Source organism: Epibacterium ulvae (assembly GCF_900102795.1).
Taxonomy (GTDB): Bacteria; Pseudomonadota; Alphaproteobacteria; order Rhodobacterales; family Rhodobacteraceae; genus Epibacterium; species Epibacterium ulvae.
On record NZ_FMWG01000008.1, the window covers coordinates 110,285 to 135,999 of the forward strand.

At 55.8% G+C, this 25,715-nt stretch carries 23 protein-coding genes; 4 read left to right on the forward strand and 19 right to left on the reverse strand.

Translation table 11 applies throughout. The features are described 5' to 3' along the window. Positions 1-201 precede the first annotated feature (201 nt). The gene (locus tag BLP79_RS13340) at positions 202-618 is read left to right on the forward strand and encodes an HIT family protein (protein WP_090219713.1); all 417 of its coding nucleotides are present in this window, start codon (positions 202-204) and stop codon (positions 616-618) included. A gap of 33 nt (positions 619-651) precedes the next feature. On the opposite strand, the gene BLP79_RS13345 is transcribed toward BLP79_RS13340, so the two are convergent. After that, positions 652-1,524: a LysR substrate-binding domain-containing protein gene (locus BLP79_RS13345; protein WP_090219714.1), complete on the reverse strand. Its 873-nt coding sequence runs from the start codon at positions 1,522-1,524 to the stop codon at positions 652-654. Positions 1,525-1,622: 98 nt separating this feature from the next. Between BLP79_RS13345 and BLP79_RS13350 the strand changes: the two genes are divergently transcribed. Then, positions 1,623-1,874, forward strand: coding sequence for a DUF6552 family protein (locus tag BLP79_RS13350; RefSeq protein ID WP_090219861.1), 252 nt, complete (start codon positions 1,623-1,625; stop codon positions 1,872-1,874). Positions 1,875-1,932: 58 nt separating this feature from the next. On the opposite strand, the gene lipB is transcribed toward BLP79_RS13350, so the two are convergent. From lipB to BLP79_RS13385, 7 genes are all read right to left on the reverse strand, one after another. Further along, positions 1,933-2,775, reverse strand: a complete 843-nt coding sequence (gene lipB / locus BLP79_RS13355) for a lipoyl(octanoyl) transferase LipB (RefSeq protein WP_269799325.1) — start codon at positions 2,773-2,775, stop codon at positions 1,933-1,935. Beyond that, positions 2,708-4,108, reverse strand: coding sequence for a TRAP transporter large permease (locus tag BLP79_RS13360; protein WP_090219716.1), 1,401 nt, complete (start codon positions 4,106-4,108; stop codon positions 2,708-2,710). The genes lipB and BLP79_RS13360 overlap by 68 nt, the downstream gene beginning before the upstream one ends. After that, positions 4,108-4,764 (reverse strand): TRAP transporter small permease subunit, encoded by a 657-nt coding sequence (locus BLP79_RS13365; protein WP_090219718.1) that lies wholly within the window; start codon positions 4,762-4,764, stop codon positions 4,108-4,110. Before BLP79_RS13365 ends, BLP79_RS13360 begins: the two co-directional genes overlap by 1 nt. Positions 4,765-4,844: 80 nt before the next feature. After that, positions 4,845-5,855: a C4-dicarboxylate TRAP transporter substrate-binding protein gene (locus tag BLP79_RS13370; RefSeq protein ID WP_090219719.1), complete on the reverse strand. Its 1,011-nt coding sequence runs from the start codon at positions 5,853-5,855 to the stop codon at positions 4,845-4,847. Between the two features lie 151 nt (positions 5,856-6,006). Continuing rightward, positions 6,007-7,347: a sigma-54-dependent transcriptional regulator gene (locus tag BLP79_RS13375; RefSeq protein ID WP_269799324.1), complete on the reverse strand. Its 1,341-nt coding sequence runs from the start codon at positions 7,345-7,347 to the stop codon at positions 6,007-6,009. Beyond that, a complete protein-coding gene (locus BLP79_RS13380; protein ID WP_090219721.1) occupies positions 7,344-9,074 on the reverse strand; it encodes a sensor histidine kinase in 1,731 nt (576 codons plus the stop codon). The genes BLP79_RS13375 and BLP79_RS13380 overlap by 4 nt, the downstream gene beginning before the upstream one ends. A gap of 87 nt (positions 9,075-9,161) precedes the next feature. Next, positions 9,162-11,270, reverse strand: a complete 2,109-nt coding sequence (locus BLP79_RS13385) for a DEAD/DEAH box helicase (RefSeq protein ID WP_090219723.1) — start codon at positions 11,268-11,270, stop codon at positions 9,162-9,164. A 349-nt stretch (positions 11,271-11,619) separates the two neighbouring features. On the opposite strand from BLP79_RS13385, the gene BLP79_RS13390 reads away from it, so the two are divergent. After that, positions 11,620-13,104 carry a sensor histidine kinase gene (locus BLP79_RS13390; RefSeq protein ID WP_170830501.1) on the forward strand — a complete coding sequence of 495 codons (1,485 nt, stop codon included), beginning with the start codon at positions 11,620-11,622 and terminating at the stop codon, positions 13,102-13,104. 169 nt (positions 13,105-13,273) lie between these two features. Here the strand turns inward: BLP79_RS13390 and cobF are convergent, their stop codons facing one another. The 6 genes from cobF to cbiE are packed head-to-tail and all read right to left on the reverse strand — an operon-like array spanning position 13,274 to position 18,427. Then, the gene (cobF, locus tag BLP79_RS13395; RefSeq protein ID WP_090219727.1) at positions 13,274-14,032 is read right to left on the reverse strand and encodes a precorrin-6A synthase (deacetylating); all 759 of its coding nucleotides are present in this window, start codon (positions 14,030-14,032) and stop codon (positions 13,274-13,276) included. After that, the gene (gene cobA, locus BLP79_RS13400; protein ID WP_090219729.1) at positions 14,025-14,762 is read right to left on the reverse strand and encodes a uroporphyrinogen-III C-methyltransferase; all 738 of its coding nucleotides are present in this window, start codon (positions 14,760-14,762) and stop codon (positions 14,025-14,027) included. The genes cobF and cobA overlap by 8 nt, the downstream gene beginning before the upstream one ends. Continuing rightward, complete coding sequence (locus BLP79_RS13405; RefSeq protein WP_090219731.1) at positions 14,759-16,084, reverse strand: cobyrinic acid a,c-diamide synthase CobB; 1,326 nt, start codon at positions 16,082-16,084, stop codon at positions 14,759-14,761. Before BLP79_RS13405 ends, cobA begins: the two co-directional genes overlap by 4 nt. Then, the gene (gene cobM, locus BLP79_RS13410; RefSeq protein WP_090219733.1) at positions 16,081-16,869 is read right to left on the reverse strand and encodes a precorrin-4 C(11)-methyltransferase; all 789 of its coding nucleotides are present in this window, start codon (positions 16,867-16,869) and stop codon (positions 16,081-16,083) included. Before cobM ends, BLP79_RS13405 begins: the two co-directional genes overlap by 4 nt. Further along, complete coding sequence (locus BLP79_RS13415; RefSeq protein ID WP_090219734.1) at positions 16,866-17,234, reverse strand: cobalamin biosynthesis protein; 369 nt, start codon at positions 17,232-17,234, stop codon at positions 16,866-16,868. Before BLP79_RS13415 ends, cobM begins: the two co-directional genes overlap by 4 nt. Beyond that, positions 17,231-18,427: a precorrin-6y C5,15-methyltransferase (decarboxylating) subunit CbiE gene (cbiE, locus tag BLP79_RS13420; protein WP_090219736.1), complete on the reverse strand. Its 1,197-nt coding sequence runs from the start codon at positions 18,425-18,427 to the stop codon at positions 17,231-17,233. The genes BLP79_RS13415 and cbiE overlap by 4 nt, the downstream gene beginning before the upstream one ends. On the opposite strand from cbiE, the gene BLP79_RS13425 reads away from it, so the two are divergent. Next, positions 18,426-19,181: a cobalt-precorrin-6A reductase gene (locus BLP79_RS13425; RefSeq protein WP_090219737.1), complete on the forward strand. Its 756-nt coding sequence runs from the start codon at positions 18,426-18,428 to the stop codon at positions 19,179-19,181. The genes cbiE and BLP79_RS13425 overlap by 2 nt on opposite strands. On the opposite strand, the gene cobJ is transcribed toward BLP79_RS13425, so the two are convergent. Genes cobJ through cobN form a run of 5 tightly spaced genes read right to left on the reverse strand, consistent with a single transcriptional unit; the run spans position 19,157 to position 25,667 of the window. Further along, on the reverse strand, positions 19,157-19,906 hold the full coding sequence (cobJ, locus tag BLP79_RS13430; RefSeq protein ID WP_090219740.1) for a precorrin-3B C(17)-methyltransferase: 750 nt from the start codon (positions 19,904-19,906) through the stop codon (positions 19,157-19,159). The genes BLP79_RS13425 and cobJ overlap by 25 nt on opposite strands. Then, on the reverse strand, positions 19,903-20,625 hold the full coding sequence (cobI, locus tag BLP79_RS13435) for a precorrin-2 C(20)-methyltransferase (RefSeq protein ID WP_090219742.1): 723 nt from the start codon (positions 20,623-20,625) through the stop codon (positions 19,903-19,905). The genes cobJ and cobI overlap by 4 nt, the downstream gene beginning before the upstream one ends. 6 nt (positions 20,626-20,631) lie before the next feature. Beyond that, on the reverse strand, positions 20,632-21,261 hold the full coding sequence (locus BLP79_RS13440; RefSeq protein WP_090219744.1) for a precorrin-8X methylmutase: 630 nt from the start codon (positions 21,259-21,261) through the stop codon (positions 20,632-20,634). Between the two features lie 3 nt (positions 21,262-21,264). After that, positions 21,265-22,425 (reverse strand): precorrin-3B synthase, encoded by a 1,161-nt coding sequence (gene cobG / locus BLP79_RS13445; RefSeq protein WP_090219746.1) that lies wholly within the window; start codon positions 22,423-22,425, stop codon positions 21,265-21,267. Next, positions 22,422-25,667 carry a cobaltochelatase subunit CobN gene (gene cobN, locus BLP79_RS13450; RefSeq protein WP_090219748.1) on the reverse strand — a complete coding sequence of 1,082 codons (3,246 nt, stop codon included), beginning with the start codon at positions 25,665-25,667 and terminating at the stop codon, positions 22,422-22,424. Before cobN ends, cobG begins: the two co-directional genes overlap by 4 nt. Positions 25,668-25,715: the final 48 nt, after the last annotated feature.

The window sequence follows — 25,715 nt, forward strand, 5'->3', positions numbered from 1 at the left end:
CATAGGAACAGGTCCCGATCGGCCAAGACTCAACAACAGGTTCTAGAGCGCAGCACGCCCACCTTCAATGGGCGACTTTGATTTGGATCAATAATATTTGACCTCATGCTGGGCCTTTTGGCTTTCACGCAACATCTGGCATGCGATGTGCCTTATGGGTAAACAAAGGGTTGAGACAGTGGAAATTCAAGGGATCCCGCTATGATAGCTTATGATAACGATAATATTTTTGCCAAACTCCTGCGCAAGGAGATCCCCGCAGAGGTGGTTTTTGAAGATCAAGATACTTTGGCCTTTATGGACATTATGCCGCGGGTGGATGGGCATCTTTTGGTGATCCCCAAGACACCTTGCCGCAACCTTTTGGATGCAAGTGCAGACCAAATCGCGGCGGTTGCTCAAACCGCACAGAAGCTTGCAGTTGCAGCCAAGGCGGCGCTTGAGGCCGATGGTGTGACGCTGCAGCAGTTCAGCGAGGCTGCCGGTGGCCAGGAAGTCTTCCATCTACATTTCCACATTCTGCCGCGCCACGACGGCGTGCCACTGCGTGCGCCGGGGCAAATGGGCGACATGGAGCAGATCAAAGCAATTGCATCAAAAATTCGCGCGGCGCTTTAGTCTTTGGGTTCTGAGGTCAGGGTGCCCAAGGAGCTATGCCTGAGCCCGTGTTTGCAGCCAAGCGGCGACCGTATTCGCCGCTTGGTGTTGAGCAGTCTTGCGTGGGCGTAGTAGATAGAAGTCCTGACTGTGGATATCCGGCAATGTCATCAGCTCGACCAGACGTCCTGTCGTGATGTCCTTTTGTGCCAAAAAGCGGCTGACAAGCGCGACACCCTGCCCAGAAACAGCGGCATCGATGGCCAAAGCTGTTTGGCTTAGCCGTAGCCCTCGTTTGTGTGTGTCAGAAACATTGAGAGAGGCGAGGGCTGCGGGCCACATATCATGGCTGTCATGAATTTTAGGCAATTCTGCGAGCGTGTTGCGATGCATGGGAAGCGAATTTGCACCCAGCATATCCGGTGATGCGACTGCGATCACATCTTGCTTGAAGACAAGCGTTGCGTCCAGCGAAGCTCCAAAGGGTGGCGTGCCCTGTCTTACAGCCAGATCAATTCCATCACTATAGAAGCTTGAAATTTTTTCGGTCGCCAGAATGCGTAAGTCAATCTCAGGATGGGTTGAGGAAAAATCTGGCAGGTTCGGGATCAACCATTTTGCGGCAAAAGACGGGGTGACGCTGATCAATACTTTCCCGAGATCGGGTTTTAGCATCGACGTCGCTGCACGCAGATCCGCAAATGCCGGTGCCACTCTTGCATGATAAGCGCGCCCTTCGCTGGTCAGTGCGAGGCCTTGAGGGATGCGATCAAAGAGTTTCAGGCCCAAATGCGCCTCTAACTGCCGCACATGTTGTGCCACAGCTCCTTGCGTCACGCCAAGTTCTTCTGCGGCTGCCCGAAAGCTAAGCCGCCGCCCAGCAGCGTCGAAGGCACGCAATCCGTTCAGAGGGGGAAGATCTGTCATATGGCAATAGTAATTCTATTGGCATGAAACATCAAATCTCAATCGGAATTGTCAGTTTTAGCTTTTAAATGTGGAGGTGCAATGTGATGGAGATGAAAATGTCAGTAGAAAATGCGGCGCAGGGTTTGCGATCTGAGCGGTTTGTTTTTGTGATAAAATGGGCGGCGTCGGCCATTCAAATTCTAGGTTATACCGCCACCGGATTTGGATGGACTCCTTGGAACCTTTATCTTTTCCTTGTCGGGGTGTTCGGCTGGATGATGGTTGGGGTTCTTTGGAATGATAAGGCTTTGATCCTGGTGCATATTGTTGCACTTGGAGCGATGTTGGCGGGTATGTCCAGCAGCTGATCAACCGATTAAAATGTGTCGCCGTTGATATTCGCAGATGGCCGATGACCGAACGTCTTTAAGAAAAGGCCTCTTCAAACGTTTGTTTTAGCGCGACATCTACGTCGTCCATGGTGACGGGGAGGCCCAGATCCACGAGGCTGGTGACGCCGTGATCGTTGATGCCGCAGGGCACGATACCTTCAAAATGGGTTAGGTCGGGTTCAACGTTGATGGATATCCCATGAAAGCTGACCCAACGGCGCAGGCGGATACCGATGGCAGCGATTTTGTCCTCGGCTGGGCTGCCGGTTGCGGTCAGGGGCTTTTCCGGGCGTTCCACCCAGACGCCCACGCGCCCCTCTCGGATCTCGCCTTTGACGTTGAACTGATCCAAGGTTGCAATCACCCAGTTTTCAAGCTGTTTGACAAATCTGCGCACGTCTTTGCCGCGTGCGCCAACGTTGAGCATCACATAAACGACGCGCTGTCCGGGGCCGTGATAGGTATATTGGCCGCCTCTGGCGCTTTCAAATACGGGAAAGCGATCAGCATCGCGAAGGTCCTCCCGCTTGGCAGAGGTTCCTGCGGTATAAAGTGGAGGATGCTCCACCAACCAGATGCATTCATCCGCCTCACCTGCCGCAATGGCGGCGGCGCGTGTTTCCATAAAGCTGACAGCCTCGTCATAGGAAACCAGCTGATCTGAGGTGATCCATTCTACCACGGGGTCTTGTCCTGTCTGTCTCGATGAGTGTCGGCTCTGCTTAACTTGCTGCAGCTTTGCTGCCAAGCCCAGACGAAAAAGGCCCTGCGTGTTAAAACAGGGCCTTTTGAGAGAGCTATGTTGACGTTTATGCCAGCGACGGCAGCCAAAGCACGATGGAGGGGAAGGCCACCAAAAGGGCGATGGTTGCCGCATCGGCGATAAAGAACGGCGTCACGCCTTTGAATACATCCTGCACCGTCAGATCATCGCGCACCCCGGCGACGACAAAACAGTTCAGGCCGATAGGTGGGGTGATCAGGCAGAATTCGGCCATTTTCACTACAAGAATACCGAACCAGATCGCGCACATCGGACCAGACATGCCAAAGGTGCTTTCGGCTGCTGTAACGGCTTCTCCACCGTTGAGTGCCATAACAGCTGGATAGACAACAGGTAGCGTGAGCAAGAGCATGCCAATTGCATCCATGAACATCCCCAGCACCGCATAGGCCAGCAGAATACAGATCAGGATCAGCATCGGCGACATGGACAGTGACGTGATCCAATCAGAGAACGCACCGGGCAGATCTGCGAAACCCAAAAAGCGCACATAGATCAACACGCCCCAGATGATGGTGAAAATCATCACAGACAGTTTTGCAGTTTCCATCAGCGCGTCGCGAAGTTCGCTCCAGCGCATGCCCTGATACAGTGCCATCAGAAAGACCACAAAGGCCCCGATTGCGCCGCCTTCCGTAGGTGTGCCCCAAGCCTCACCGCCAAACGGATTGTAAACAAAGAGGATAATGGTCAGGACGACGAAGACAATTGGCAAGGCAGGCGGAAGCGAGACAAGGCGCTCTTTCCACGTGAAACCAGAAACCGCTGGGCCAAAGCCTTTGATAGTCATCGCCATACCAATGATCAAAAGCCCGTAGATCAGTGCTGAAAAAGCACCGGGAATAAAGCCAGCCAGCAGCAACTTACCCACGTCTTGTTCCACAATAATCGCATAGATCACCAGAATTGCAGAGGGCGGGATCAAAGAAGCCAAGGTGCCACCTGCCGCCACGACGCCTGCCGCAAAACGTTTATCATAGCCGATTTTCAGCATCTCAGGGATGGCAATGCGGGCAAAGACGGCTGAGGTGGCTACGGAGGCACCGGACACGGCTGCAAATCCAGCTGTCGCAAAGACGGTAGAGACAGCCAATCCGCCCGGAACCCAAGCAAGCCAGCGTTTGGCAGCTTCAAACAGGGCTTTTGTGAGGCCGGCGTAATAGGCAAGATAGCCGATCAGAATAAAGGTTGGAATCAAGCTAAGCGCTTGGCTGGACACTTTTGAATGGGGTACCTGACCTGCAGTTTTAACGGCGATGGTCAGCGCCTTGCCAAAACGCGATGGATCATAGCCAGCCTTTGCCCAGAAAATCCAGATCAAGCCGATCATGCCTGCAAGTCCCGCGGCAAAAGCCACCCGCATGCCCAAGACGACCATCACAAGGAGGCCGCCTGAGACGATCAATCCGATATCAATAGGTTCCATCAGTTCTGATCCTTTTTGGCGGATGTGTCGTCGTGGCCGGTCAGCTGTTCGGCTTCCATGGCCGCTTGTGTGGCTGCATCTGCAACCAATGGAACAGCGATTGGAGTGTCATCATTGCGGATAAAGGCGCGCACATAGGCCACCAACTGCAGGACAAGACGCAGTACGAGAACACCAAATGCCACAGGCGCGAGCAGTTTTGCAGGCCAGAGCGGCAGGCTGATATCCATCGAACTGTCGCGGCTCCACATCGGCATTGCAAAGTCAAAGGAACGCGAAAAATGCGACCAGGTGCCCCAAACAAGCAGCAGCATGAGGATAAGCATCGCAAGCGTTGTAATGATTTCAGCAATGTAAAGCGGGCGACCTTTCAAAGCCCCCACCAGAATATCCATGCGGATATGGCCGCCATCGCGTTGGGTGAACGAGACGCCCATAAAAGCAATCAGCGGCATGGCCTGTTCGATCCAGTCCACATATCCAGGCAGGGGCTGGTTAAAGATATTGCGGCCACCAACGGACCAGACCGCAAGAAGCATCAATGAAAAGACCGCCAGCCCGCTGAGCAGGGCGAGCTGTTTTTCGACCGCGTAAAGACTACGGTCAATTTTGGAAAGGGTGCTGTCATCGCTCAGCACCAGCGAAGAGCCAGCCATCGCAGACCTTTCTATTCTAAGATGTCAGGAGAGGGCAAAAGCCCTGCGCCGCCTGTATTTGCGGCGCAGGGACATGTGCCTTACTTGGCGGTTTCAGCAATCTTTGCTGTGACCATGTCATAAAGTTCCTGCGCAGGCAGGCCACGGCTGGCGTTTTCTTCGATCCATGTCTGGGCAATTGGTGCCGCAGTTGCCCGGAACGAGGCCAGCTCATCCTCACCAAAGGTGACTTGAGTAATGTTGCGCTCTTCCAGCGCTGGGCCCCAGGCTGCCATGGTTTTGGAGTTATATGTGTCTACATAATGCTCCAGCGCCTCATCAACAGAGCTGAGCAATGCTTCGCGTTCTGCGTCTGTCAGGAAGTCAAGCGCGTCAGAGTTTACAACCACAGGGCAGTTTACGGTGCCGGGGTTCAGGTTTGTTGTCCACCACGTTGCATTCTCGATGGTGCCAAAGGACATATGTGCATGGGGTGCAAAAGCGACGGCTTTGACAACACCACTGTCCATCGCCTGTCGCACTTCGGTTGCAGACATTGACGTCGGTACAGCGCCAACACTGGTCAGAGCTTGACCAATGCCGCCAGTCGCGCGGACGGTCAGACCTTTGAAATCATCCAAAGATTCAGGTTTGTCGCCGACACCTGCCAGATTGTACTGTGGCAGCGGAGAGGGCATGATAGGGATCGCGTTCCAGCGTCCCAGATCTTCTTTGACCGCAGGATGGTCATAAAGCGCCATTGAGACTTCGACTTCTTGCTCCAGCGAGGAAATGCCAAGAAACGGCAATTCTAGCACGGTGATCGATGGGTTTTTGTCACGGTGATACCCCGCGCAGAATTGCGCCATTTCAAACGCACCAATTGAAATACCATCAAGGTTTTCACGGTTTTTAGACAGGCCGCCATAGGAAATGTTCAGCGTGAATTCACCGTTGGTTTTTTCAGAAACCAGTTCAGCCAGTTTTTCAACATGTTCGGTGAAAGCGCGGCGCTTGCCCCAAAGAGACACGTTCCATTCGGTGGCCAGTGATTCTGTTGCAAAGGTCGCTGCAATGGCAACAAGCGCGGTACGGCTTAGTAGATGACGCATGGTATCCTCCCAGATTTATCCAAGCTGTTTTTAATTTAGTTCAGACATCAGTCTTCCTCACAAAGCATCGCGAAATCAATCAAACTTGCCTATGTAGAAATCCGCTTATGCAGTTTTAATGCCCCTGCGGATTTCCGCAGAGCCAGATTGGCTACAAGAGAGCGTCTTTATTCAGGCCCAATTTCACGATTTTTTCGTTCAATGTGCGCCGCCCGATCCCCAAAGCTTCGGCGGCTGCATCCATGCGGCCCTGATGGGTCCGGATTGCCTTGCTGATCAGTTCACGCTCAAAGGATGCGACAGCTTCACGCAGGGTCTCAGGCACATCTTGGGGCAAGGGGTCTGCTTGCAGGGCTTGTTCCATGCTGCCGCCGCCGCGTCGGGCGGCAAGGATGCGCCGTTCAATCACATTGCGCAATTCGCGCACGTTGCCAGGCCATTCATGCATCATCAGTTGCGTCAGGTCATCGGGAGTCAGCACGGGAGGCGCGATTTCATAGACTTGTGCCAGCTGTTGCATGAATTCAATGCACAACAGCATCAAATCATCCCGCCGCCCACGGAGGGGGGGAAGGGTCAGCGCCATTGTGTTGATCCGATATAGAAGGTCGGCGCGAAATTGCCCGGCAGAGGTTGCAACAATGATGTCCTGATTGGTTGCAGAGATCACGCGGAAGTTCGCCGCAATCGGTGTATCCGCCCCGACTGGTAAAACCTGCTTGTCTTCAAGCACCCGCAGCAGTTTGGCCTGTGCAGGCAGCGGGCAGGCACAGATTTCATCTAGAAAAACGGTGCCACCAATCGCAGATAAAATATAGCCAGATGGGTCGTCAACAGTGCCGAACATCTCTTGTTCGAACCGCTCAGCCGAGAGAACAGCGCAATTGACGGCAACAAAAGGTCCATCACTGTTTGGGCCAAGATCATGCAGAGCGCGCGCCACCAGCTCTTTGCCGGTGCCGGTCTCACCTTGGATCAAGACACTGGTCTGTACCTGTGCCAGATCCAGAATATCATCGCGCAAGCGCATGATCTGTTTGGATTGCCCCAACAGGGTACGATCAAGCCCAGCCAACTGCGTCAGGCGCTCTTTCAGGCGTTGATTTTGATGCTGCATCCGGTGTTGTTCTGCTGCGTGTGACAAAACAGAGAGCAAACGGCGCGGATCATAGGGTTTTTCCAGATAGCTGTAAGCGCCATCCTGCATGGCCTGAACCGCTGTAGGAATGTCACCATGGGCAGAGATCAACACGATCGGTGGCGCTCCGGTTCCCTGCAATTGATGTAATAGATCAATCCCTGACATGCCGGGCATGCGGATATCAGATAGGATCACGTCGGGCTGCGCCTTTGTTAGGCGATCAAGCGCCAGTTCAGCGCGGGCAACGGTATCGACGTGCCAGTTCGCGGCCTCTAGCAGTTCCATCAGGGACAGGCGCATTGATTTATCGTCTTCGACGACAAGAACGGAAAACTTCGTTGTGTCGGTCACGGATGAGATCCTTCCTGAGCCTCCGGGCAAGGTAGAGTTACGCGAAAAAGCGCCCCCCCGTCGGGGCGGTTTTCGGCGCGCATCTCTGCCCCGTGATCTTTTACAATAGAAGCCGAAATCGCAAGGCCAAGCCCCATACCGCGTCCGCTTTCGCGTGTGGTGATAAAGGGTTCACGAAGGTCAGCAAGGGTTGCATCGCCTAAGCCGTGACCGGTGTCGCGCACCTCAAACCAGATGCTGTGATCATTTTGATCGATTTCGACATCAAGCTGCCGGTTGTCGAGATCGTCCATTGCATCAATTGCATTGCGCAAAATGTTGATCATCACCTGTTCCAGCCGCAAGCGATTGCCGCGCACAAGGACGGGGAAATCGGGCATGGATGTGTGCAGCTCCACGTTCCCGGCCTGCAAGTTGCTGTCGATCAGGTCCAAAGCGGCTTGTAGTGCGGCGCACAGGTCAAAGGTTTCAAACCGTTCATCATCGCTGCGGGCAAAAAATTTAAGCTGCCGCGTAATCCCTTCCATGCGCTCCACAAGGCTGTTCATTCGCTCAGTTAATGTTTCAGGGGGCGATTTGCTGATTTGTGCCGCGATCAGATGGTTGCGCATCGCGGCAATGGGCTGGCCAAGTTCATGAGTCACCGAGGCGGCCAACTGCCCAAGTGCGGCAAGACGGCCTGCGCGTTCCAGCTCTCCTTGGGTGCGCTTTAGGCGACGTTCTGCGGTGCGTCGATCTTCGATTTCACGGGCAAGACGAGAATTGGTTTGTCGCAGCAGAGCTTCTTCCAATGCGGATTGCTGCAAGGCCTGTCGCATATGGCGGGCGCGGCGCAGTTGCCACAGGATCAAGGCGCTGGCTGCCAAAAGAAAGACAGATCCTGCGACCAGCAACGCCTGCGTCACAGCGCGGTCATCGCTGGTGAAATAATGGAGTTTCCAGCCATGCGGCAGATCCGTGGCCATGACGTGCAGCGCATCTTGCCCGTCGATCAAAGCCCGGTTCTGACTGGGTTTGGACCAGTTCAATGTCGTAAGGGGCTGGTTTGTAAATTGGCGTGCATCAGCGATGCGCTGGCGCTGCACATCTGTGAGTGGGGACAGGCTACGATAGCGCCAATTGGGATTTGCGGACAGAAGAACAACGCCATCCCCGTTCACCAGCAAAACATCCTCACCCGAGGCCCGCCAGCTGTCCTGAAGGGCAGAGAGATCAATTTTCAGGGTTATGACGGCTAAGCGATCCGTTGTTCCGGTCTGCACCTGATCTGCGATAAAATAGCCGGGTCGTCCTGTGGTGGTGCCTATACCATAAAAGCGCCCCTGGCTATTTTTCATGGCATCCTGAAAGTAAGGGCGAAAGGCATAGTTTTGTCCGACAAAGCTCAATTCGCTGCCTGCATTTGACGCAGCGATCGTGTCGCCTGTGTGGTCGATCAGATATATCGCCTCTAGCCCGGCCTGTTCCGTAAATTCTTGCAGACGGTGGTTCAGGGCGTTTCGGTCCGCGCCCAAGGCTGTGTCGATCACAAATGGATCCCGTGCAAGCACATAGGTCAGATGCGAAAATCGCTCTAGTTCCGCAACAACAGTGCTGTGATAGAGAGACAGGCGCGCGCGTGCTTTGGCCAGCTCTGCCGTACTGAAAGACGAAAACGCGATATAATACACACCGATTCCGATGCCAAAAGCCGCGATGAGAACAGAGATAAGGGTGACAAAGCGCATCTCTTTGAAATCTCATAGTCAGGAAAAAACGCAAGACAAAAGGCGCTTTGTTGCCAAAGCGCCTTTGCTGATTACAGGTGTTATGTCTTACTTGCGTCTGGGTTTGTCCCATGCGCCGGGCTTACCGCCAGATTTACCACCCGGTTTGCCTCCGGGCTTTCCTTTGCGGCTGAGGCGGGCAGAGGGGTTATAGGCTGCTTTGCCAAACTTGCCTGAGGGTTTGTCAGAGGGTTTTCCCTCGCTTGATCCTTTGGGTTTGCCTCCGGATTTTCCAGAAGGTTTGTCATTGAATTTTCCAGCAAGTTTTTCGCCAGAACCTTTAAAACCACGCTGCGGAGCGCGATCGCTTTTCCCACGTGGGGATTTCTCTTCACGCGGTTTGCGGGGGGCTTTGTCGTCCCGGTCTGCGCGTGGTTTGCTAGATGCGGGTTTTGCTTTGATCTTTGGGCGATCGTCGTCCCCGTCAGCTGGCTTTTTTGACCATGGTTTGCGCTCTTCCTTGGGCTTGCCGCCATCAGGTTTATAAGCGGGTTTGTCCCCACGCGGTTTCTTATCGAACCGGGGTTTTGCATCCCCTCGCGGGCTTTTGCGATGTGGCTGTGGGCGACCCAGATCAGGGGTGCCTTCCACAAAGCTTAGCTTGATATCATCTTCCAGAACGCTGTTCGCAGGCAGGTTTTGCTTTAGCCCAGCCATTGCTGGTTCAGCAATTTCCACCAGCGTTTCATTGGATTGCACGCGAATTGCACCGATCTGCTCGCGGTTCAGGTTTGCCGCCCGGCATAAGAGAGGCAGCAGCCAGCGGGGTTCTGCCCGCTGTTCCCGCCCAATCGAGAGCGAGACCCATTTGCTGGGGCCAAATTCAGATCTGTCTTTGCGCTCTTTGCGTTCGGGGCGCGCACCTGGATCCAGCAGCTCTTCCGGTGCGGAATGGCGGGTTCGGTACAGGCGCAGATAGGCGGCTGCGATCTGCTCAGGTGAATAGGCTTCAACCAGTTTTGCAGCAAAGGCAGTTTCCACCTCGCTTGGTGTTTCGTTCCATGCAGGATCTGCCAGCAGGCGTTCTTCGTCACGTTCCAGAACTGCTTCTGCAGAGGGGGCGTCTTGCCAGTCCGCTTTGACCTTGGCCCACTTTAGCAGTCGTTCCGCGCGTTTGGTCATCTTGGGTGGTACGATTAACGCGGAAAATCCTTTGCGTCCTGCGCGCCCGGTCCGGCCTGAACGGTGCAGCAGGGCTTCGGTATTTGTGGGCAGATCAGCGTGGATGACCAATTCAAGCTTGGGCAAGTCGATCCCGCGTGCCGCCACATCTGTTGCGACGCAGACACGCGCGCGTCCATCGCGCATCGCTTGCAATGCGTGGCTGCGTTCACTTTGGCTCAACTCACCAGAAAGACAGACGACAGAAAAGCCCCGATTGGACAGGCGCGCCGTCAGCCGGTTTACCGCCGCGCGGGTGTTGGCAAAGACGATGGCATTTTCAGCTTCATGAAAGCGCAGCACGTTGATAATTGCGTTTTCCGCATCGGGTTGTGCAACGCGCAGCGCTTGATAGGTGATATCGCTGTGCTGGCCCCCGGCGGAAATTGTACTCACACGCTGGGCGTCATTTTGAAACTGTTCCGCCAGTTTGGCAATCATCGGCGAAACGGTGGCCGAAAACAGCAAAGTCCGGCGCTCTTCTGGTGCGGCGCCCAGCATAAATTCCAAATCTTCGCGGAAGCCCAGATCCAGCATTTCATCCGCTTCGTCCAGAACAATTGCCTGTAGCGCTGTCATATCCAGCGCGCCACGGTTGATGTGATCGCAAAGGCGCCCTGGCGTGCCTACAACAATATGAACACCGCGCTCTAGCGTGCGTCGCTCATCCCGTGCGTCCATGCCGCCGACACAAGAGGCAATGCGCGCACCTGTGTTACCATAGAGCCAACGCAATTCTGTCATGACCTGAAGGGCAAGTTCGCGCGTTGGTGCGATGACCAGTGCAAGCGGGGCGGCTGCGGGGCCAAATTTTTGCGCATCTCCAAGTAGGGTAGGGGCAATGGCAAGACCAAATCCGACGGTTTTACCCGAACCGGTCTGGGCGGATACCAACAGATCGCGCGTTTCCAGATCTGGCGCGGTGACGGCTTCCTGAACGCTGGTTAGGGTTTCATAGCCGCGCTCTTTAAGCGCATCAAATAGGGGAGAGGTCATGTTGTGCAGATCCGTAAGAGCGAGAAAACAAGCTGCAAAAGCTGTTCACGCCTCGGCAGAAGTGGCCCCTTAGCATCAGAAAGCTGAAATGTATATGCCTCGGGCCTCTTTGTGGGACAGTTTTGGCAGAATGCAAGGCTGCCATGTGCAGGTGGCAAGGCTGTTGCAACAGTAGCGCTATCCATGATCTTTCCCACATGCGATGCCTGTTTTTGTCAATGAATATATTTCCTTAACCTGCTAGCGCTAATTTCGATACCCGGAGCGTCTACAGGGCCTCGTAGGTACGATGCGATTTTTGGTTCGCTTGCGCTTTTCTGCGCATGGGAAGGCGTTTAGGAAGGTTTTTATGTTTAAAGCAATAAAATCATTTGCTTTTGATAGGCTGAGCCTACGGCTTGTGATGGCGTCGTTGATTATCAGCGGTATCTTGTCGGTTTTTTCAACGGCAATTCAGATCTACTCCAGTTTTAATCGTCAAAAGATGGATGTGGAACAGGTTCTTGATCAGATTGATCAGACAATGGTGCCCACGCTTAAACATGCACTTTGGGAGTTTGATTTTGACCAAGTTGAAACCGTTTTAGGTGGCATCTTAACTGCGGAAGCGGTTGCCTACGTTGAATTGCATACGCCGACCGGCCACTCCTGGGAGCAGGGTAGCTCCGATATGGAGGCAATCTCGCGGAGCTATCCGCTGACCCGGACACATGCTTCTCGCGGAGAGACCTCTGTCGGAACGCTGACGGTTCAGCTCTCTTTGGCTGCTGTACGCGACCGGATCTGGGCGGAATTCTGGACTATATTGATTTCGAATGTTGCAAAGGCTTATCTCGCAGCTCTCGCCTTGTTGGTTGTTATGCATCGAATGATTATTCGTCATTTGCTGAAAATCGCGGCCCATGTGTCTGATGCAAACCCACTGGAAGCTCGTGCTGCACTGAAACTGGACCGCAAGAGGCATTCCAAACTGGATGCGTTAGATCAGATTGGCATGTCCGTAGAAGGCTATCGTGCGCGGGTTTCTGGATATATTTCTGAACTTAAGGATGAAATTCAAGCACGTGAGCAGGCAGAGAAGGTCGCGAACCAGGCTGCTCAGGCGCGGACGACGTTCCTGGGCAATATGAGCCATGAGGTGCGCAATCCGCTCAATTCTATTCTTGGTCTGTTCCATCTGATCAAAGAGGGGGAGGATGTACCAGACCGGCACCGGCAGCAAGCTGCGGTTGGTCATCGCGCGGCGCAACGTCTGCTTGAACAGTTGGTCAATGTGTTGGATCTGTCCCGACTGGATTCAGGCAGCATTGAGATAAACCCGCATGAAGCAAATATCCGCTCTCTTGCCAATCAGTGGTTGGAAACAACGAGGGGCTTGGTGCATCGCTTGGAAAAGCCGATACAAGTCGCGCTTGAGTTGGATGATAGTCTGCATCGACTTTATAAGTTAGATGCGGTGCGTGTGGGGCAGATTGTAAACAATCTGACTGCAAACGCAGTAAAATTCACTGATACGGGGCATATCTTGCTTAAGGTGGTGCCGACGTTTTCAGATAAAAATAATGATCCTTTGGGATTGCAAATATCTATTTTTGATACAGGAATTGGTGTCGATTTTGCAAACCAAGACGCGATTTTTCAGCGGTTTACTCAATTTGACGCTCGCCCCGATACAACTCAGAACGGCACCGGGCTTGGACTGGCAATCAGCCGCGATCTTGTTTCATTGATGGATGGGGAACTGACGACACATCACTGCAAACAGTCTAAGTTTGTGACCGAGTTTCGCCTAAATTTGAGTGTCATGCCCTGTGTTGAACCTCTCCCTGTGTAGCTGAACTCGGGTCCTCAATCTCATCGTTATATGAAGGGTTAATGATTGCCAGTATCAGTGCATGATCCGAGTTTGCCAATCCGCCCCGTCGATACATGTTGTGATAAATAAATAAATTTTTAATGGCTTGAAGGCTGCAAACATCACTTAAAGAGATAAGGAACCTGAGCTAAACCGCAAAACGGCGCAGCATGTAGATATCCATCAGCCACCCGTGTTCCTGCCGCGCTCGCGCGCGTCTTTCAAGAATGTCTGTCGAAACCTGTGCAAGTGGCCCGCTGATCGAAATTTCATTTTTCATGCCCGCATAAGCCGTCCACCAAATGTGTAACCCGTCTTGTGGTAAGGTTTGAAAAGAACATTGCCCATCGAGCATGACAACAACAGTTTCGGCCGAGGCGGGCCACCCACCGTCGCGGATCTGGCGACCAGTTGTCAGGGTTACAGCGCCGTTGATTTCGTTCAAGGGCACCGCATGTGCTGCGGTAAGCGCTTGTATTGATGTGATGCCGGGAATAACGGTGAGTTGGATCGCGGCACGGGATTTGAGGCGCTGAGCGATGCGCATCGTACTGTCATAAAGCGATGGATCACCCCAGACGAGGAAGCCAATTTTGCCGCCATCGGGACATGTGGTGGTTATGTTTTGCCACCAGATATCGGCAATGATATCATGCCAGTCATCCACGCGTCGGCGGTAGTCTTGCGTGCGGGTGTCACGTTCCGGCAGCTCAAACTCGGTGATATGCGGGCCGGGTGAATGGATGACCGCCGCGCAGATGTCGTGACGAAGCGCCGCCAGATCATCTTTGCCTGCACCTTTGTTGGGGATCAGGATCAGATCCTGCGCGTTGAGCGCGCGCACCGCTGCAAGTGTGAGGTGATCCGGGTTACCGGTGCCAATCCCGATGAGTGTCAGCTCATACATCTGGAAACGCGTCCATATCTGCCAAAGGGCCATAAAGGATCAAAATAGGGGCTGTGGTTTCAAGCGCGTTCAGATATTTTGGCAGCGCTCCAACAGTGGCGTGTTTGAGATCTTGATCCGGGGTAGAGATACCGATGGCCACCAAGGCTGGAGTGTCTGCAGGAAGTCCGGCCGCAATCAATTTTTCAGCCAGTTCGGCAAAGGTGCGTTTGCCCATGTAAACAACGGTGGTGGCTTCGGGATCAGCAAGGGCTGGCATATTCAGATCTTCGGGCAAGGCGCCCGTAATGCCATGCCCTGTAATATATTGCAGGCGGCGCGCGGTCATGCGGCGCGTCAGGGGGATGCCTGCAGCCGCGGCCGCGGCTGAGGCAGCGGTGACGCCGGGGATGATTTCATAAGGAATGCCAGCCGCGCGCAACGCAAGGAGTTCCTCCTCAAGGCGGCCAAAGATACCTCCGTCACCGGATTTCAGGCGCACAACACGCGCGCCGCTTTGGGCGTATTCGACCAGAAGTGTGCTCACGTGGTCTTGTTTGGGAGAGGGACGCCCAGCGCGTTTTCCGACGCCGACAAGATCCGCATCCTTATGAGCATGTGATAAGATCGGACCGGAAGAAAGATCATCAAACAGAATAGCCTCAGCCTGCTCAAGTCGTTTGACGGCTTTGAGTGTCAGAAGGTCGGGATCACCCGGGCCGGATGAAACAAAGCTGACAAATCCGCTCATGCTGTTTCTCCGGTGATCAGATGAAAGAAGGTGCCGGTGACATGGCCTTTTATCGACCCGGTTTCTGGGACTGGTTTGCCATCGGCATCGAAGACTTCCGCAAGCGGGGCGTCAGGTTCATCCAAGATCGTTGAATAGTGGAACTCGTGCCCGCGCAGAGCTTGCTGCGCTGAAAATCCGGGCATTGGGGCCTGCAAGACGGCGCGCCGGTACCCAAGATGGAATTTGCGCTTCTCGTAAGAGGTCACAAGCCCGAGCAGGCCTGCCATCTGATGGCGATTGCCTTCTTTATCTATAAGTGCGGCGCCAAGGGCCATATAGCCGCCGCATTCACCGTGAACAGGCTTGGTCTCAGCGTGTTTTTGTAAGCCTTTTCTGAAGGTTTCGGCATTGGCCAATGTGCCACCGTGAAGTTCTGGATAGCCTCCGGGCAGCCAGACAAGATCAGCATCTGCAGCAGGGGCTTCATTTGCCAAGGGTGAGAAAGGTAAGATCTCAGCGCCGGCGTCTTTCCACCCTTTCAATAAATGTGGATAGGTGAATGAGAAAGCCGCATCGCGCGCGAGCGCGATGCGTTGCGCGGGGGGGCATGGCAAGCCTTGGCCTGCCATGCCCCCCCGCGCCGCGGGCGCGCGGCCGCCAAAGGCGGCCGCGCGCAACGCGTCAAGATCAACATGTTCGCGCAAAAAGGCAGCGTAGCCAGAGATCGCAGCCTCAAGATCAGGATGCTCAACCGCTTGTATCAATCCAAGATGCCGTTCCGGCAGGGCAAGGTCTCCGCGCCGTGGGAGCGCACCAAGGACTTTAATGCCAGCACGTTCCATCCCCAGCCGGGTCAGACGTTCGTGGCGCGGGCTGGCGACCCGGTTCAAAATCACCCCCGCAAAGGGCAGCTCAGGGTCATAGGCTTTAAACCCCAAGGCTGTCGCAGCTGCTGATTGCGCTTGCCCCCCCACATCAATGACCAGAACAACAGGCCAGCCCATCTGTTTTGCCGTCTCTGCAGAGCTGCCAAATCCGTTTTGCCCGCGTGTTGCAACACCATCAAAAAGCCCCATAGAGCCTTCACCGATGCAAATATCTGCTCCAGAGGATTGCGCAGCGATGGCGCTGAAAAGCGGCGCATCCATCGCCCAGCTGTCCAGATTGAACGAGGCACGTTTCGCAGCTGCAAGGTGAAAGGCCGGATCGATGTAATCAGGGCCGCTTTTGAACGGCTGCACGGACAAGCCATCTTCCTGAAACGCGCGCAGAAGGCCTAGCATTACAGTTGTTTTGCCCGTCCCGGAGGCGGGTGCTGATATCATCAACCCATGTGTCATGTGTCTTGTCCTTCAGGAAAACGGGGATGGGTGCCGACCGGACGGTAGCGACGATCGTAATCTCCTGCATAAAGACAGCTCTCGTCAAACTCCTCTGCTCCGATTGCACGTCCCACGACGATCAGGGCGGTGCGTCCGCGCTCGCCCTCGGTTGCCTCTTCGAGGGTTTCCAGCGTGGCCTTTACAATGCGTTGATCCGGCCATGTGGCACGCCAGATGACAGCCACAGGACAATCTGCGCCGTAATGGGGAATGAGACGCGCAATCACATCTTCCAACACGTGAACGGAAAGATGAATCGCCAGCGTGGCACCCGTTTTGCCAAAGTTTTCCAACGTTTCGCCATCAGGCATGGCTGAGGCACGTCCGGATGTGCGGGTTAAAACCAGCGATTGAGCCACTCCAGGCAATGTCAATTCGGCCCCCAGTGCTGCAGCTGCGGCCGCAAAAGAGGGCACGCCAGGTGTCACATCATAAGGGATCTTTTCGGCGCGCAGGCGGCGCAACTGTTCTCCCATGGCAGACCACACTGACAGATCCCCTGAATGCAGCCGCGCCACATCTTTTCCAGCGTTATGTGCCGCTTTGATTTCTGCGATGATCTCATCCAATGAGAGGGAGGCCGTATTGACGATATGGGCGCCCTCTGGGCAGTGCTGCAACAGCTCTTCAGGCACCAGAGAACCTGCATAAAGGCAGACAGGACAGGCTGCGATCAGATCTCGGCCGCGTAGGGTGATCAAATCAGCGGCACCGGGGCCAGCTCCGATAAAGTGAACAGTCATGATCGGGTCTCCGCAATTGCGACGGTGGCTTGGCCATCCGCTGATATGTCTCTTGGGTGGATCAGTTGCACGTCTTGTCCATAACGACGGGCCACAACAAGCGCGAGCGCTTCTGCAACAGAACCGGTGCCAAAGCGCGTTTTGATCCGCGCAGAAAAAGTAGGGGTCTGTTCGCCGACTATATCGTCTTCGTCAAGCAAGATCACCGGCAGGGCCAGCTTTTGTGCAAAGCTCTGAAAGGCCGGGATCTGTGCTTTTGAACGTAAAACTGTGATAGCGTCTGTTGTCTGCCCTGTTTGTTTCAGGACCTCTTCCAACGTGGAAGAGGGGACGCAGCTTTTAAATCCGATGCCTGCGATTTTCATCGTGTGACGCTCCACTGGATAACAGGGCGGCTTCTATCCCATGCGCGCATACGTCCAAGAGCTGCAACCTCTGACAGGTCTACTTTCAACAGATGGCCGCCATAGTCTTGATGCGCAGTCATCAACACGGTTTCAGTTTCAAGCGTGACACCATTTGCAACGATCCGGGTGCCAACAGGTAAGATCTGCCAAAGATGTGCAAAAAGCGCTTTGGACCCGCCACCACCCACAAAGACGCAATCGGGGGTCTCAATGTCCTTGAGAATGTCAGGCGCGGAGCCAAGGACGGGGAAGATCCGGTGGGAGAGACCAAATAATGCAGCATTTGCCTGAATGTTTTTTAAACGATCAGCACGAACCTCAAACGTGATCGCCCGGGCCGCGGGCGCAGACAGGCACCATTCAACCGAAATAGAGCCTGAACCGCCGCCAATATCCCATAACAATTCATTCGGGCGTGGGGCCAGCGCCGAAAGTGTCAGCGCGCGGATAGGACGTTTGGTGATTTGCCCATCGTTTTGAAAATGGTGATCCGACAGCCCCGAAGCACGCGGCAGCCCGGCGCTTGTGGCCTCGATGGCCGCAAGAACCGGAGCCCCCCTGCAGGTGTGCTGATACGCGCGTGCTGCGCATTTGTGAATGGATTGTGCAGGTCCGCCAAGACGCTCAAGGATATGCAGCGTTGCATCGCCATGATCGTTTTGCGTCAGCCAGTCTGCCAGCGCCTGCGGTACCTGCGCATCGCGCAAGGTGCACAACAATTTGACACCCCGGCTTAACACCGGTCGCAAGTGTTCAAAGGGGGCCGCATGTAGGCCAAGACACTGGCTCTCTTCGAGTTTCCAGCCCAATGCGCTGGCTGCAAGTGAAAAACACGAAGGTGCAGGGTGTGACACCCATTCCTCTGGCGCAAGATCGCGCATCAAAGACCCCCCCGCACCAAACCAGAAAGGATCGCCAGAGGCGAGAACCACCACAGGGCTTCCACGGTGTTTTATAACGGGACTGGTTGAAAACGGAACCGGCCAGGCCTGCCCGCGAGGGCCTGCTTGCACCAGATCAAGATGGCGTGGTCCGCCAAAGATGATCTGAGCATCTTTGAGCGCAGATCGGCTTGCATCTGACAGGCCAGACAGGCCATCTTCGCCCAGGCCAACAATTGTCAACCAGGGAGAGGCAGTGGTGTCAGACATGGAGCACATCCTCTTGCTTGGAGGCACAACAGAAGCGTCGCAAATGGCGGCTTGTTTGGCCAAAGCCGGGCGTCGGGCGGTGTTTTCCTATGCAGGCCGCACCAAACGCCCGGTCTTGCAACCCTTGCCCATGCGGCAGGGCGGGTTTGGGGGCGTGGCAGGTCTGGTGGACTATATCACAAGCAAAAAGATCACGCATGTCATTGACGCGACACATCCGTTTGCAGCGCAGATGAGCGCACATGCGGTGGCTGCCTGTCACGAAACAGGGGCGCGACTGTGCGCGTTGCAGCGACCGGTTTGGCAGCCTGGGCCGGAAGATCGATGGCAGCCTGTTGCGGATATTGCGGCTGCGGTTGCAGCCCTTCCCGAACAGGGCGCGCGTGTCTTTCTGGCGATTGGCAAACAAACGCTTGATCCGTTTGTGGCCAAGGCCCGCAATTTCTACCTGCTGCGTTTGGTGGATCCGCCTGTCGCGGATTTGCCGTTGCCCTATGCACAGGCTGTGATCGCCCGGGGTCCCTTTGATGTGGACGGAGATCTCGCCCTGATGCGTGCACATAACATTACCCATGTCGTGGCAAAAAACGCAGGGGGGACGGGTGCTGTGGCCAAGCTGAAAGCGGCGCGCAACCTGAATCTGCCGGTCATTTTGATTGAGCGACCTCAGGTCCCAGACCGCCAGATCTTTGCCACTGTGGCTGACGTTATGGAATGGCTTGCGACGGATCATGTGACGGAACGGGGCGTATAGACATGCGGCCCTATGCGGCGGGTATCACGATTGCCAACAACAACCATGGTGCGCATATCCGCCATTTCGGCGCGCGCTTCAGCGAGTGTAACGGTGAGGATCTTTTGTGTGGGTTTGGTCACATCGCGGGCAAATGAGATCAACACATCCGGGCCGCAAGCTTCGCGTAAGATTTCCAAAGCCCGTGCAAACTGATGCGGACGTGATTTGGAGCGGGGATTGTAAAAGGCCATGGCAAACCCGGCTTCCCCAGCAGCCCGTAAGCGGGTTTCGATCAGATCCCACGGTTTTAGATTGTCGCTCAGGTTGATCGCTGCAAAATCATGCCCAAGGGGTGCACCAATCTGTGCCGCTGCAGCCAGCATCGCGGTAATACCCGGCAAAACACGAATATCAAGATCCAGCCAGGCCTTGGGGCCAGTTTCCAGGGCTTCAAACAGGGCTGAGGCCATTGCAAAAACACCGGGATCACCGGAGGAAACCACAACCACGCGCTGTCCGGCCGCGGCCATTTCCAAAGCATGGGAGGCCCGCTCCAGCTCGACACGGTTGTCACTGGCGTGCAGGGTCAGGCCGGGGCGCGCGGGAATACGTTTTACATAGGGAATATAGCCAACAATATCAGTGGCCTGATCAATTGCGTCACGCACTTCTTGCGTGATCAATGCATCATCGCCCGGACCAAGCCCTGCGACAATCAGCGAACCGGATGTAACGGGTGTCATGGGCGGCGTCCCTGTCCGTGAATTAAGACAATCGAGAAATAAGGAACGGGTCCGCTGATCTCTGACAGGCGCTGCACGGTTTCTCCGGGCATTGTGCCCCGTTCAATCAACCATGCGTCCTCGCTGCGTCCGGCCCGTTCTAAAGCGCGTCGCAGCTTTGGAAGATTTCGCCCGATTTTCATCACAACAAGCGCATCTGTGTCTGCGGCACGACGGGCCAGTTCGTCCTCGCTGAGCGTTGCCATGGCAACAGTCAGCACGTCATCCCCCCAGGTGATCGGCTGGCCAGAGGCGGTCCAGCAACCCGACATGCCAGTGATACCGGGGATGACTTCAACCGGGCAACGCCCTTGCAGACGTGTGTAAAGATGCATGAACGAGCCGTATAAGAAAGGGTCTCCTTCACATAGCACTACCACTTCTTCTGTCTGCGCCATCTCCGCAAGCGTTTCAGCCCATTGATCATAGAATTCTGAAAGGAGCCGGTTGTATTCAGGATCCGAGAAAGGGATCTCGGTGGTGACCGGATATTCCATCGCGTGTTCTACCACGCCAGCAGGCAAAAGATCTGCGACCAATGTCCGGGCCTGCCCTTTTCGACCTGCTTTGCGGAAATAGGCCACATGGCGCGCGCCCTGAATGGCCCGGTAAGAGCGAAGGCTCATCAGGTCGGGGTCACCAGGGCCAAGGCCTGCACAAATGATTTTGCCAGCGGTCATGGCGTCTTATTCCTTCCAGCTGGCAAGCGCATTGACCGCTGCCACAGTAATTGCCGATCCACCAAGGCGGCCGCGCACGATCATCGATGGCACAGGGCGATCTTGCATCAAAGCGTCTTTAGACTCTCGGGCGCCCACAAATCCAACGGGACATCCGATGATAGCGGCCGGGCGCGGGCATGCCGGGTCTTCCAGCATGTTGAGTAGATGAAACAAGGCCGTGGGGGCATTGCCAATTGCAACAATCGCACCTGCCAGTTGCGGGCGCCACAGCTCCAGTGCGGCAGCAGACCGCGTGTTTGACATTTCTTTTGCCAGTTCCGGCACCTTGGGGTCACGCAGGGTGCAGATGACGTCATTGTTGGCAGGCAGACGCGGACGTGTGATGCCTTCAGAGACCATATAGGCATCACACAGAATGGGAGCACCTTCAGCCAATGCATCACGTGCCACGCGGGCCATATCATCTGCAAAAACGATGTGCTCTTCCAGACCCACCATGCCGGCGGCATGGATCATGCGGACTGCAACGCTTTCTTCATCTTTGTTGAACCGCGCCAGATCGGCTTCGGCTCGGATCGTCGCAAAGCTTTCAGCGTAGATCGCTGCGCCATTTGTTTCATAAGTGTGTGGCATGGGTTACGGACTCTTTTGCAATAGATCAGGCGAGGCGCGCAGAGCGGCAGCATCTAGAGGTGACATTTTTGATTCATCTGCGGCTGTGCCATTATGGATGAGGTCAAAGCAATCAGTTTCTGTTGCGCGCAACACAAGCGAAGCTGTTTTGGGATAGGCACATCCTTTTTCACAGCCAGAGATATGCAGGGTTTGACCCGGTGGGATATGTTCGACAAGATCACGCGCCAAGGCACGGGTGGAGGAAAGCGCCTGCAGGCAGCCGGGTGCGCCGGTACAGGCAAAGACCTGCAGGCGCGGATCCGTTGCCTCCAGAATCAGACCGGGTAAGGGCGTAATTTGGTTAACCTCTTCGAGCAAAAGCATATGCCAAGGCGTTAGCCGCAGGGCAGAGCGATCAGCCAATTGGTGTAAGGTTTCTGCTGAGATCTGACCGAACTCCAGCCCCACAAAACAGCCGCTGGCGGTTGTACCGGGACGTGGCTTCAAAGCGCTTTTGCGCCGGCGTGTTCCATGCGCGTGTGGTGGCCCGCGGCGCGCGATGAGACGGTGCATCCTGCCGCGACCTTCGGGTGCGCCGCCATGGGAGAGAAACCAAAGGGCAAGTTCGACAGCGGCCTCCGCCGCGTCTGCAACAGGGGTTGGTCGACCGGTTGGTGCGCCATCAGCAACCAGAAGAACCTCGGTATCTGTATGATATTCAAAACGAATATCGGCGGATATGTCTTGTAGAACTGGCGTCAATCCGCAGTCGACTGCAAAGCCGAATTTTGAGGGCAGTGCCAAATCGCTTGCTTTGGAGAGGGCATCGGCAAGCTGGTCTGCCACCTGGTGGGTCAGGTCGCCTTGTTGCCAAAGCGGTGTACATAGGATGTTCCGGCGGGCTTCCTGCGTCACGTCCGTATCCAGAAGGTCAAGTTTATCTAAGCCACACAGGAGTTTAGCATGGCTGCCCTCTGTGATGCCGCGCAGCTGCAGGTTTCCGCGTGATGACAGATCCATCAGACCATTGCCGCAGGAGAGAGAGAGATCTGCAATGCCATGGGCCTGTCTTTGGGACAGACGACCAAGGGGCGCGCGCAGGCGTACAATCAGCCCATCACCGGACATCATTGGACGCAATGCACCGGGGCACCATCCATACACCTTTGGTGCACCGCTCATGCACCCCCCTCCAAGGTTGCGAGGATTGAATTGCGGCGAGTCTGCCACAACCCTGCTGCCCGCAGCGCGGTAAATCGGTCGCGCATCGCCTGCAGGGCGGCAGGGTTTTCCTGCTCCAGAAAGTCAACCAGATCTGGCCGCCCAAGCGTGGCCTCGAAATAAAGATCAAAGAGATGCGCGGGCACGGCCTCTGCCAGATGCGCAAAGGCTGCCATATGATCAAGGGTGGCAGCGATTTCCGCGCCGCCCCGGAACCCATGGCGCATCATGGAAGAGGCCCAGTCGGGATTGGCCGCGCGCGCGCGGGTCACACGGGCAATCTCTTCACTTAGATCGCGCGCCTTGGGCTGATCGGGGCGTGTGGCATCCATATGATACAGCGCAGGTTTTGCGCGCCCCAATCGGGCCATGGCGGCTGCAAAGCCGGCCTCATGCGCGGCGTAATCGCTTGCGACCAGAAGATCTGTTTCAGGCAGGTCTTGCAGGTGTACAAAACTGTCCGCAGTTTCCAGACGGGTTTCCAATGCTTCCCGCGCGAGAGTGATTTCCCCTTTTGCATCAATCGCGTGTGATGAGGCTGCCAGCCAGGCTTCGCCTGCAGCGCTTCGGGCTTCGGGCGTATAATCGTCCAGATGCGCGCCCATAGAGAGACCGTATTGACCCGGTTTGGGGCCAAAGACACGCGGTGTAGATTGATTGTAAGGATTGTCGGCAGAGCTTTCGTCGCGCGTAGCCAAGGCGGCTGCGGCGGTTTCAAACATCTGGGCCAGGCCGGGAAAGACATCCCGGAACAGGCCCGAGACCCGCAACGTGACATCAATACGCGGTCGGTTTAACAGGGCCAGAGGCAGGATTTCAAAGCCTGAAACACGTTCTGAGGCGTCATCCCATTGTGGAGACAGGCCCGCGAGATGCAGGGCCATTGCAAATTCTTCCCCAGCGGTGCGCATGGTGGCAGATCCCCAAAGATCAATGACCAGCCCTTTGGGCCAGTCGCCATGGTCCTGAAGATGGCGGCGCAACAGCTCTTCCGCCAGTTTGACCCCTTGCGCATGCGCCGCGCGGGAAGGCACCGCCCGTGGATCGGTTGTAAAGAGGTTGCGCCCGGTGGGCATCACATCTGTGCGCCCCCGAAACGGGGATCCGGAGGGGCCGGGCGGCACAAGCTGCCCGTTCAGAGCCGCAATCAGGCCTGCCTGTTCCGCGGCACCGCAGCTGCCGGTGCCAAAGATATGCAGCCCGTCGCCATATTGGCTTTCCTTGATGTCGCAGACAAAGGCATCAATCCGGGTGATGGCTTCGGCAGGTGAGGTGTCAGCCGTCAGGCCCAGATCAGCTTCAACCCCGGTGCCCTGGGCTTCGGCGCGGATATCATCGATCAGGCGATCGCGGCGGGCTGGATCCAGTCCATCCGCCGTTGAATATTCATCCAGCAGACTTTCCAGTCGAGCCATGCCTTCGGGCAGTGCAGTTTGCGCCAGGGGGGGCGGCAAATGGCCAAGAGTTACCGCACCGATGCGCCGCTTTGCCTGCGCTGCTTCACCCGGATCATTGACAATAAAAGGATAGACCACAGGCAAAGCCCCGGTGAGCGCCTCGGGCCAGCAGGTTTCAGAGAGGGCGACTGATTTTCCTGGCAGCCATTCAAGCGTGCCATGAGCCCCGATATGGGTGAGGCAATCGACTTGTGCCTGTAGCCAGAGGTAAAAGGCCACATAGGCATGGCGCGGGGTGCGGTCGAGATCATGATAGTCGTCTACGCGGGTTTTCACCTCGCCCCGTTCGGGTTGCAGCGCAATCAGGGCTTTGCCGCTGCGGATGGCTTTGAAATGGAACGCCCCGTCGCGCAGATCCGGATCGTCTTGTGGCGCGCCCCAGGCCGCGGCAAGGCGCGTTTGCAGCGCCTCGGGCAGTTGCGCGAGCGCGTGTTGGTATTGCTCCAGCGGCAGGGCGCATGTTTCAGTGCCGAGGCGCTGGCCAAGATCAGATTGCGCAGCGACATCATACTTGTGATCTTTGAGCGTTTTGAGGATCTGTTCACAAGAGGCAAGGGCGTCCAGACCCACTGCATGGGCCAGATTGTGATCGCGGCCCGGATAGGTCGACAGTACCAGCGCCACGCGTTTTTCAGCGGCTGGAGTGGTGGCGAGTTGTAACCAGCCCTCGACGCGATCCAGAACCGCAGACACCCGAGCTGCATCGGCGCGATGTGCAAAGCGGGAATATTCAAGGTCAGGATCTTTTTTCCCCGGCGCTTTAAAGCTGACAACACCTGCAAAGAGACGTCCATCAACCTCGGGCAGGACCACATGCATTGCAAGGTCTGCAGGAGAGAGGCCGCGGTCGGCCTCGGCCCAATCCTTGCGTCGTGCGGTGGACAGCGCCACCTGGAAGACAGGGCAGCCGGTTGTGTTCAAAGGGGAGGCGCTGCCATCGGATCCTTGCGCGCTAAAGGCGGTTGCATTGATGATCGCTGCGGGCGCAAGCGCGGGGAGTGTGGTGCGAACCCACTCTGCGGCGGCGGGGGATTTCAGGCTGGTTGTGAACAGACCAAAGGCCGCATAGCCGCGCGCGCGCAATTCAGCGATCAGCGCGTCAATCGGGGCGGTATCGGCTGCGGTGAGGTAAGAGCGATAAAAACTGATCAGAACCAGAGGTTTGTCGCCCTTGCAAGGTGGATCAATGACGCCGTCGTCTGGGTCGTAAAACCCATATTCTGATATGGATTTAACGCCACGCACGGGGCCCGCATAAAGCCCTGCAGCAAGTGAGAACTGAGCCAGTGCGGCTTGTGCTGCGACAGCGCCGCCAGCGTCACACAGCGCCTGCAGACGTCGCAGCGTAGAGACAGGTAGGGTCGAAAGTTCATCCAGCCGGGGATCTTCGCGACCATCGGCAGGCAGGATGGCAAGCGCAAGGCCTTTACGCCGCGCCAGATCCTGCAGTGTTGCCAGGCCATAAGGCCAATAGCTTTCCCCGCCAATCAGGCGCACAAGAATGCCTTTTACGCCATCAAGGGTTTGTTCTGCGTAGACATCAACAGAAAGCGGGTGTTTCAGAGCCACCAAATTGGCAAGGCGCAGGCTGGGCAGGCGCGCACGCCCGCGCTGCCACCCGGCGGCAAACGCGCCGAGATCACTGTCGGAAAACGACAAGACCACAAGATCTGCAGGCGTTTGCCCCAAATCCTGTGGCGTGTCTGTCTGATCTAGACCGTGGCTTTCACGAAAGACGACGTGCATGGATCAGCTCCAATGCAGGCACCGCCGGGCTGTCAGGCCAGACGGAGG

Bases quoted from the DNA above. Each gene is read 5' to 3' on its own strand.
- BLP79_RS13415 (WP_090219734.1), bottom strand. From the start codon at position 17,234: ATGAAAATCGCAGGCATCGGATTTAAAAGCTGCGTCCCCTCTTCCACG.
- cbiE (WP_090219736.1), bottom strand. From the start codon at position 18,427: ATGTCTGACACCACTGCCTCTCCCTGGTTGACAATTGTTGGCCTGGGC.
- BLP79_RS13405 (WP_090219731.1), bottom strand. From the start codon at position 16,084: ATGACACATGGGTTGATGATATCAGCACCCGCCTCCGGGACGGGCAAA.
- cobI (WP_090219742.1), bottom strand. From the start codon at position 20,625: ATGACCGCTGGCAAAATCATTTGTGCAGGCCTTGGCCCTGGTGACCCC.
- BLP79_RS13370 (WP_090219719.1), bottom strand. From the start codon at position 5,855: ATGCGTCATCTACTAAGCCGTACCGCGCTTGTTGCCATTGCAGCGACC.
- BLP79_RS13345 (WP_090219714.1), bottom strand. From the start codon at position 1,524: ATGACAGATCTTCCCCCTCTGAACGGATTGCGTGCCTTCGACGCTGCT.
- cobN (WP_090219748.1), bottom strand. From the start codon at position 25,667: ATGCACGTCGTCTTTCGTGAAAGCCACGGTCTAGATCAGACAGACACG.
- lipB (WP_269799325.1), bottom strand. From the start codon at position 2,775: ATGCGGCAACCATCGCCCTTTTGGTGGCCTTCCCCTCCATCGTGCTTT.
- BLP79_RS13365 (WP_090219718.1), bottom strand. From the start codon at position 4,764: ATGGCTGGCTCTTCGCTGGTGCTGAGCGATGACAGCACCCTTTCCAAA.
- cobF (WP_090219727.1), bottom strand. From the start codon at position 14,032: ATGTATGAGCTGACACTCATCGGGATTGGCACCGGTAACCCGGATCAC.
- BLP79_RS13340 (WP_090219713.1), top strand. From the start codon at position 202: ATGATAGCTTATGATAACGATAATATTTTTGCCAAACTCCTGCGCAAG.
- BLP79_RS13440 (WP_090219744.1), bottom strand. From the start codon at position 21,261: ATGCCACACACTTATGAAACAAATGGCGCAGCGATCTACGCTGAAAGC.
- cobM (WP_090219733.1), bottom strand. From the start codon at position 16,869: ATGACTGTTCACTTTATCGGAGCTGGCCCCGGTGCCGCTGATTTGATC.
- BLP79_RS13390 (WP_170830501.1), top strand. From the start codon at position 11,620: ATGTTTAAAGCAATAAAATCATTTGCTTTTGATAGGCTGAGCCTACGG.
- BLP79_RS13360 (WP_090219716.1), bottom strand. From the start codon at position 4,108: ATGGAACCTATTGATATCGGATTGATCGTCTCAGGCGGCCTCCTTGTG.
- cobG (WP_090219746.1), bottom strand. From the start codon at position 22,425: ATGAGCGGTGCACCAAAGGTGTATGGATGGTGCCCCGGTGCATTGCGT.
- cobA (WP_090219729.1), bottom strand. From the start codon at position 14,762: ATGAGCGGATTTGTCAGCTTTGTTTCATCCGGCCCGGGTGATCCCGAC.
- BLP79_RS13425 (WP_090219737.1), top strand. From the start codon at position 18,426: ATGGAGCACATCCTCTTGCTTGGAGGCACAACAGAAGCGTCGCAAATG.
- BLP79_RS13350 (WP_090219861.1), top strand. From the start codon at position 1,623: ATGTCAGTAGAAAATGCGGCGCAGGGTTTGCGATCTGAGCGGTTTGTT.
- cobJ (WP_090219740.1), bottom strand. From the start codon at position 19,906: ATGACACCCGTTACATCCGGTTCGCTGATTGTCGCAGGGCTTGGTCCG.
- BLP79_RS13385 (WP_090219723.1), bottom strand. From the start codon at position 11,270: ATGACCTCTCCCCTATTTGATGCGCTTAAAGAGCGCGGCTATGAAACC.
- BLP79_RS13380 (WP_090219721.1), bottom strand. From the start codon at position 9,074: ATGCGCTTTGTCACCCTTATCTCTGTTCTCATCGCGGCTTTTGGCATC.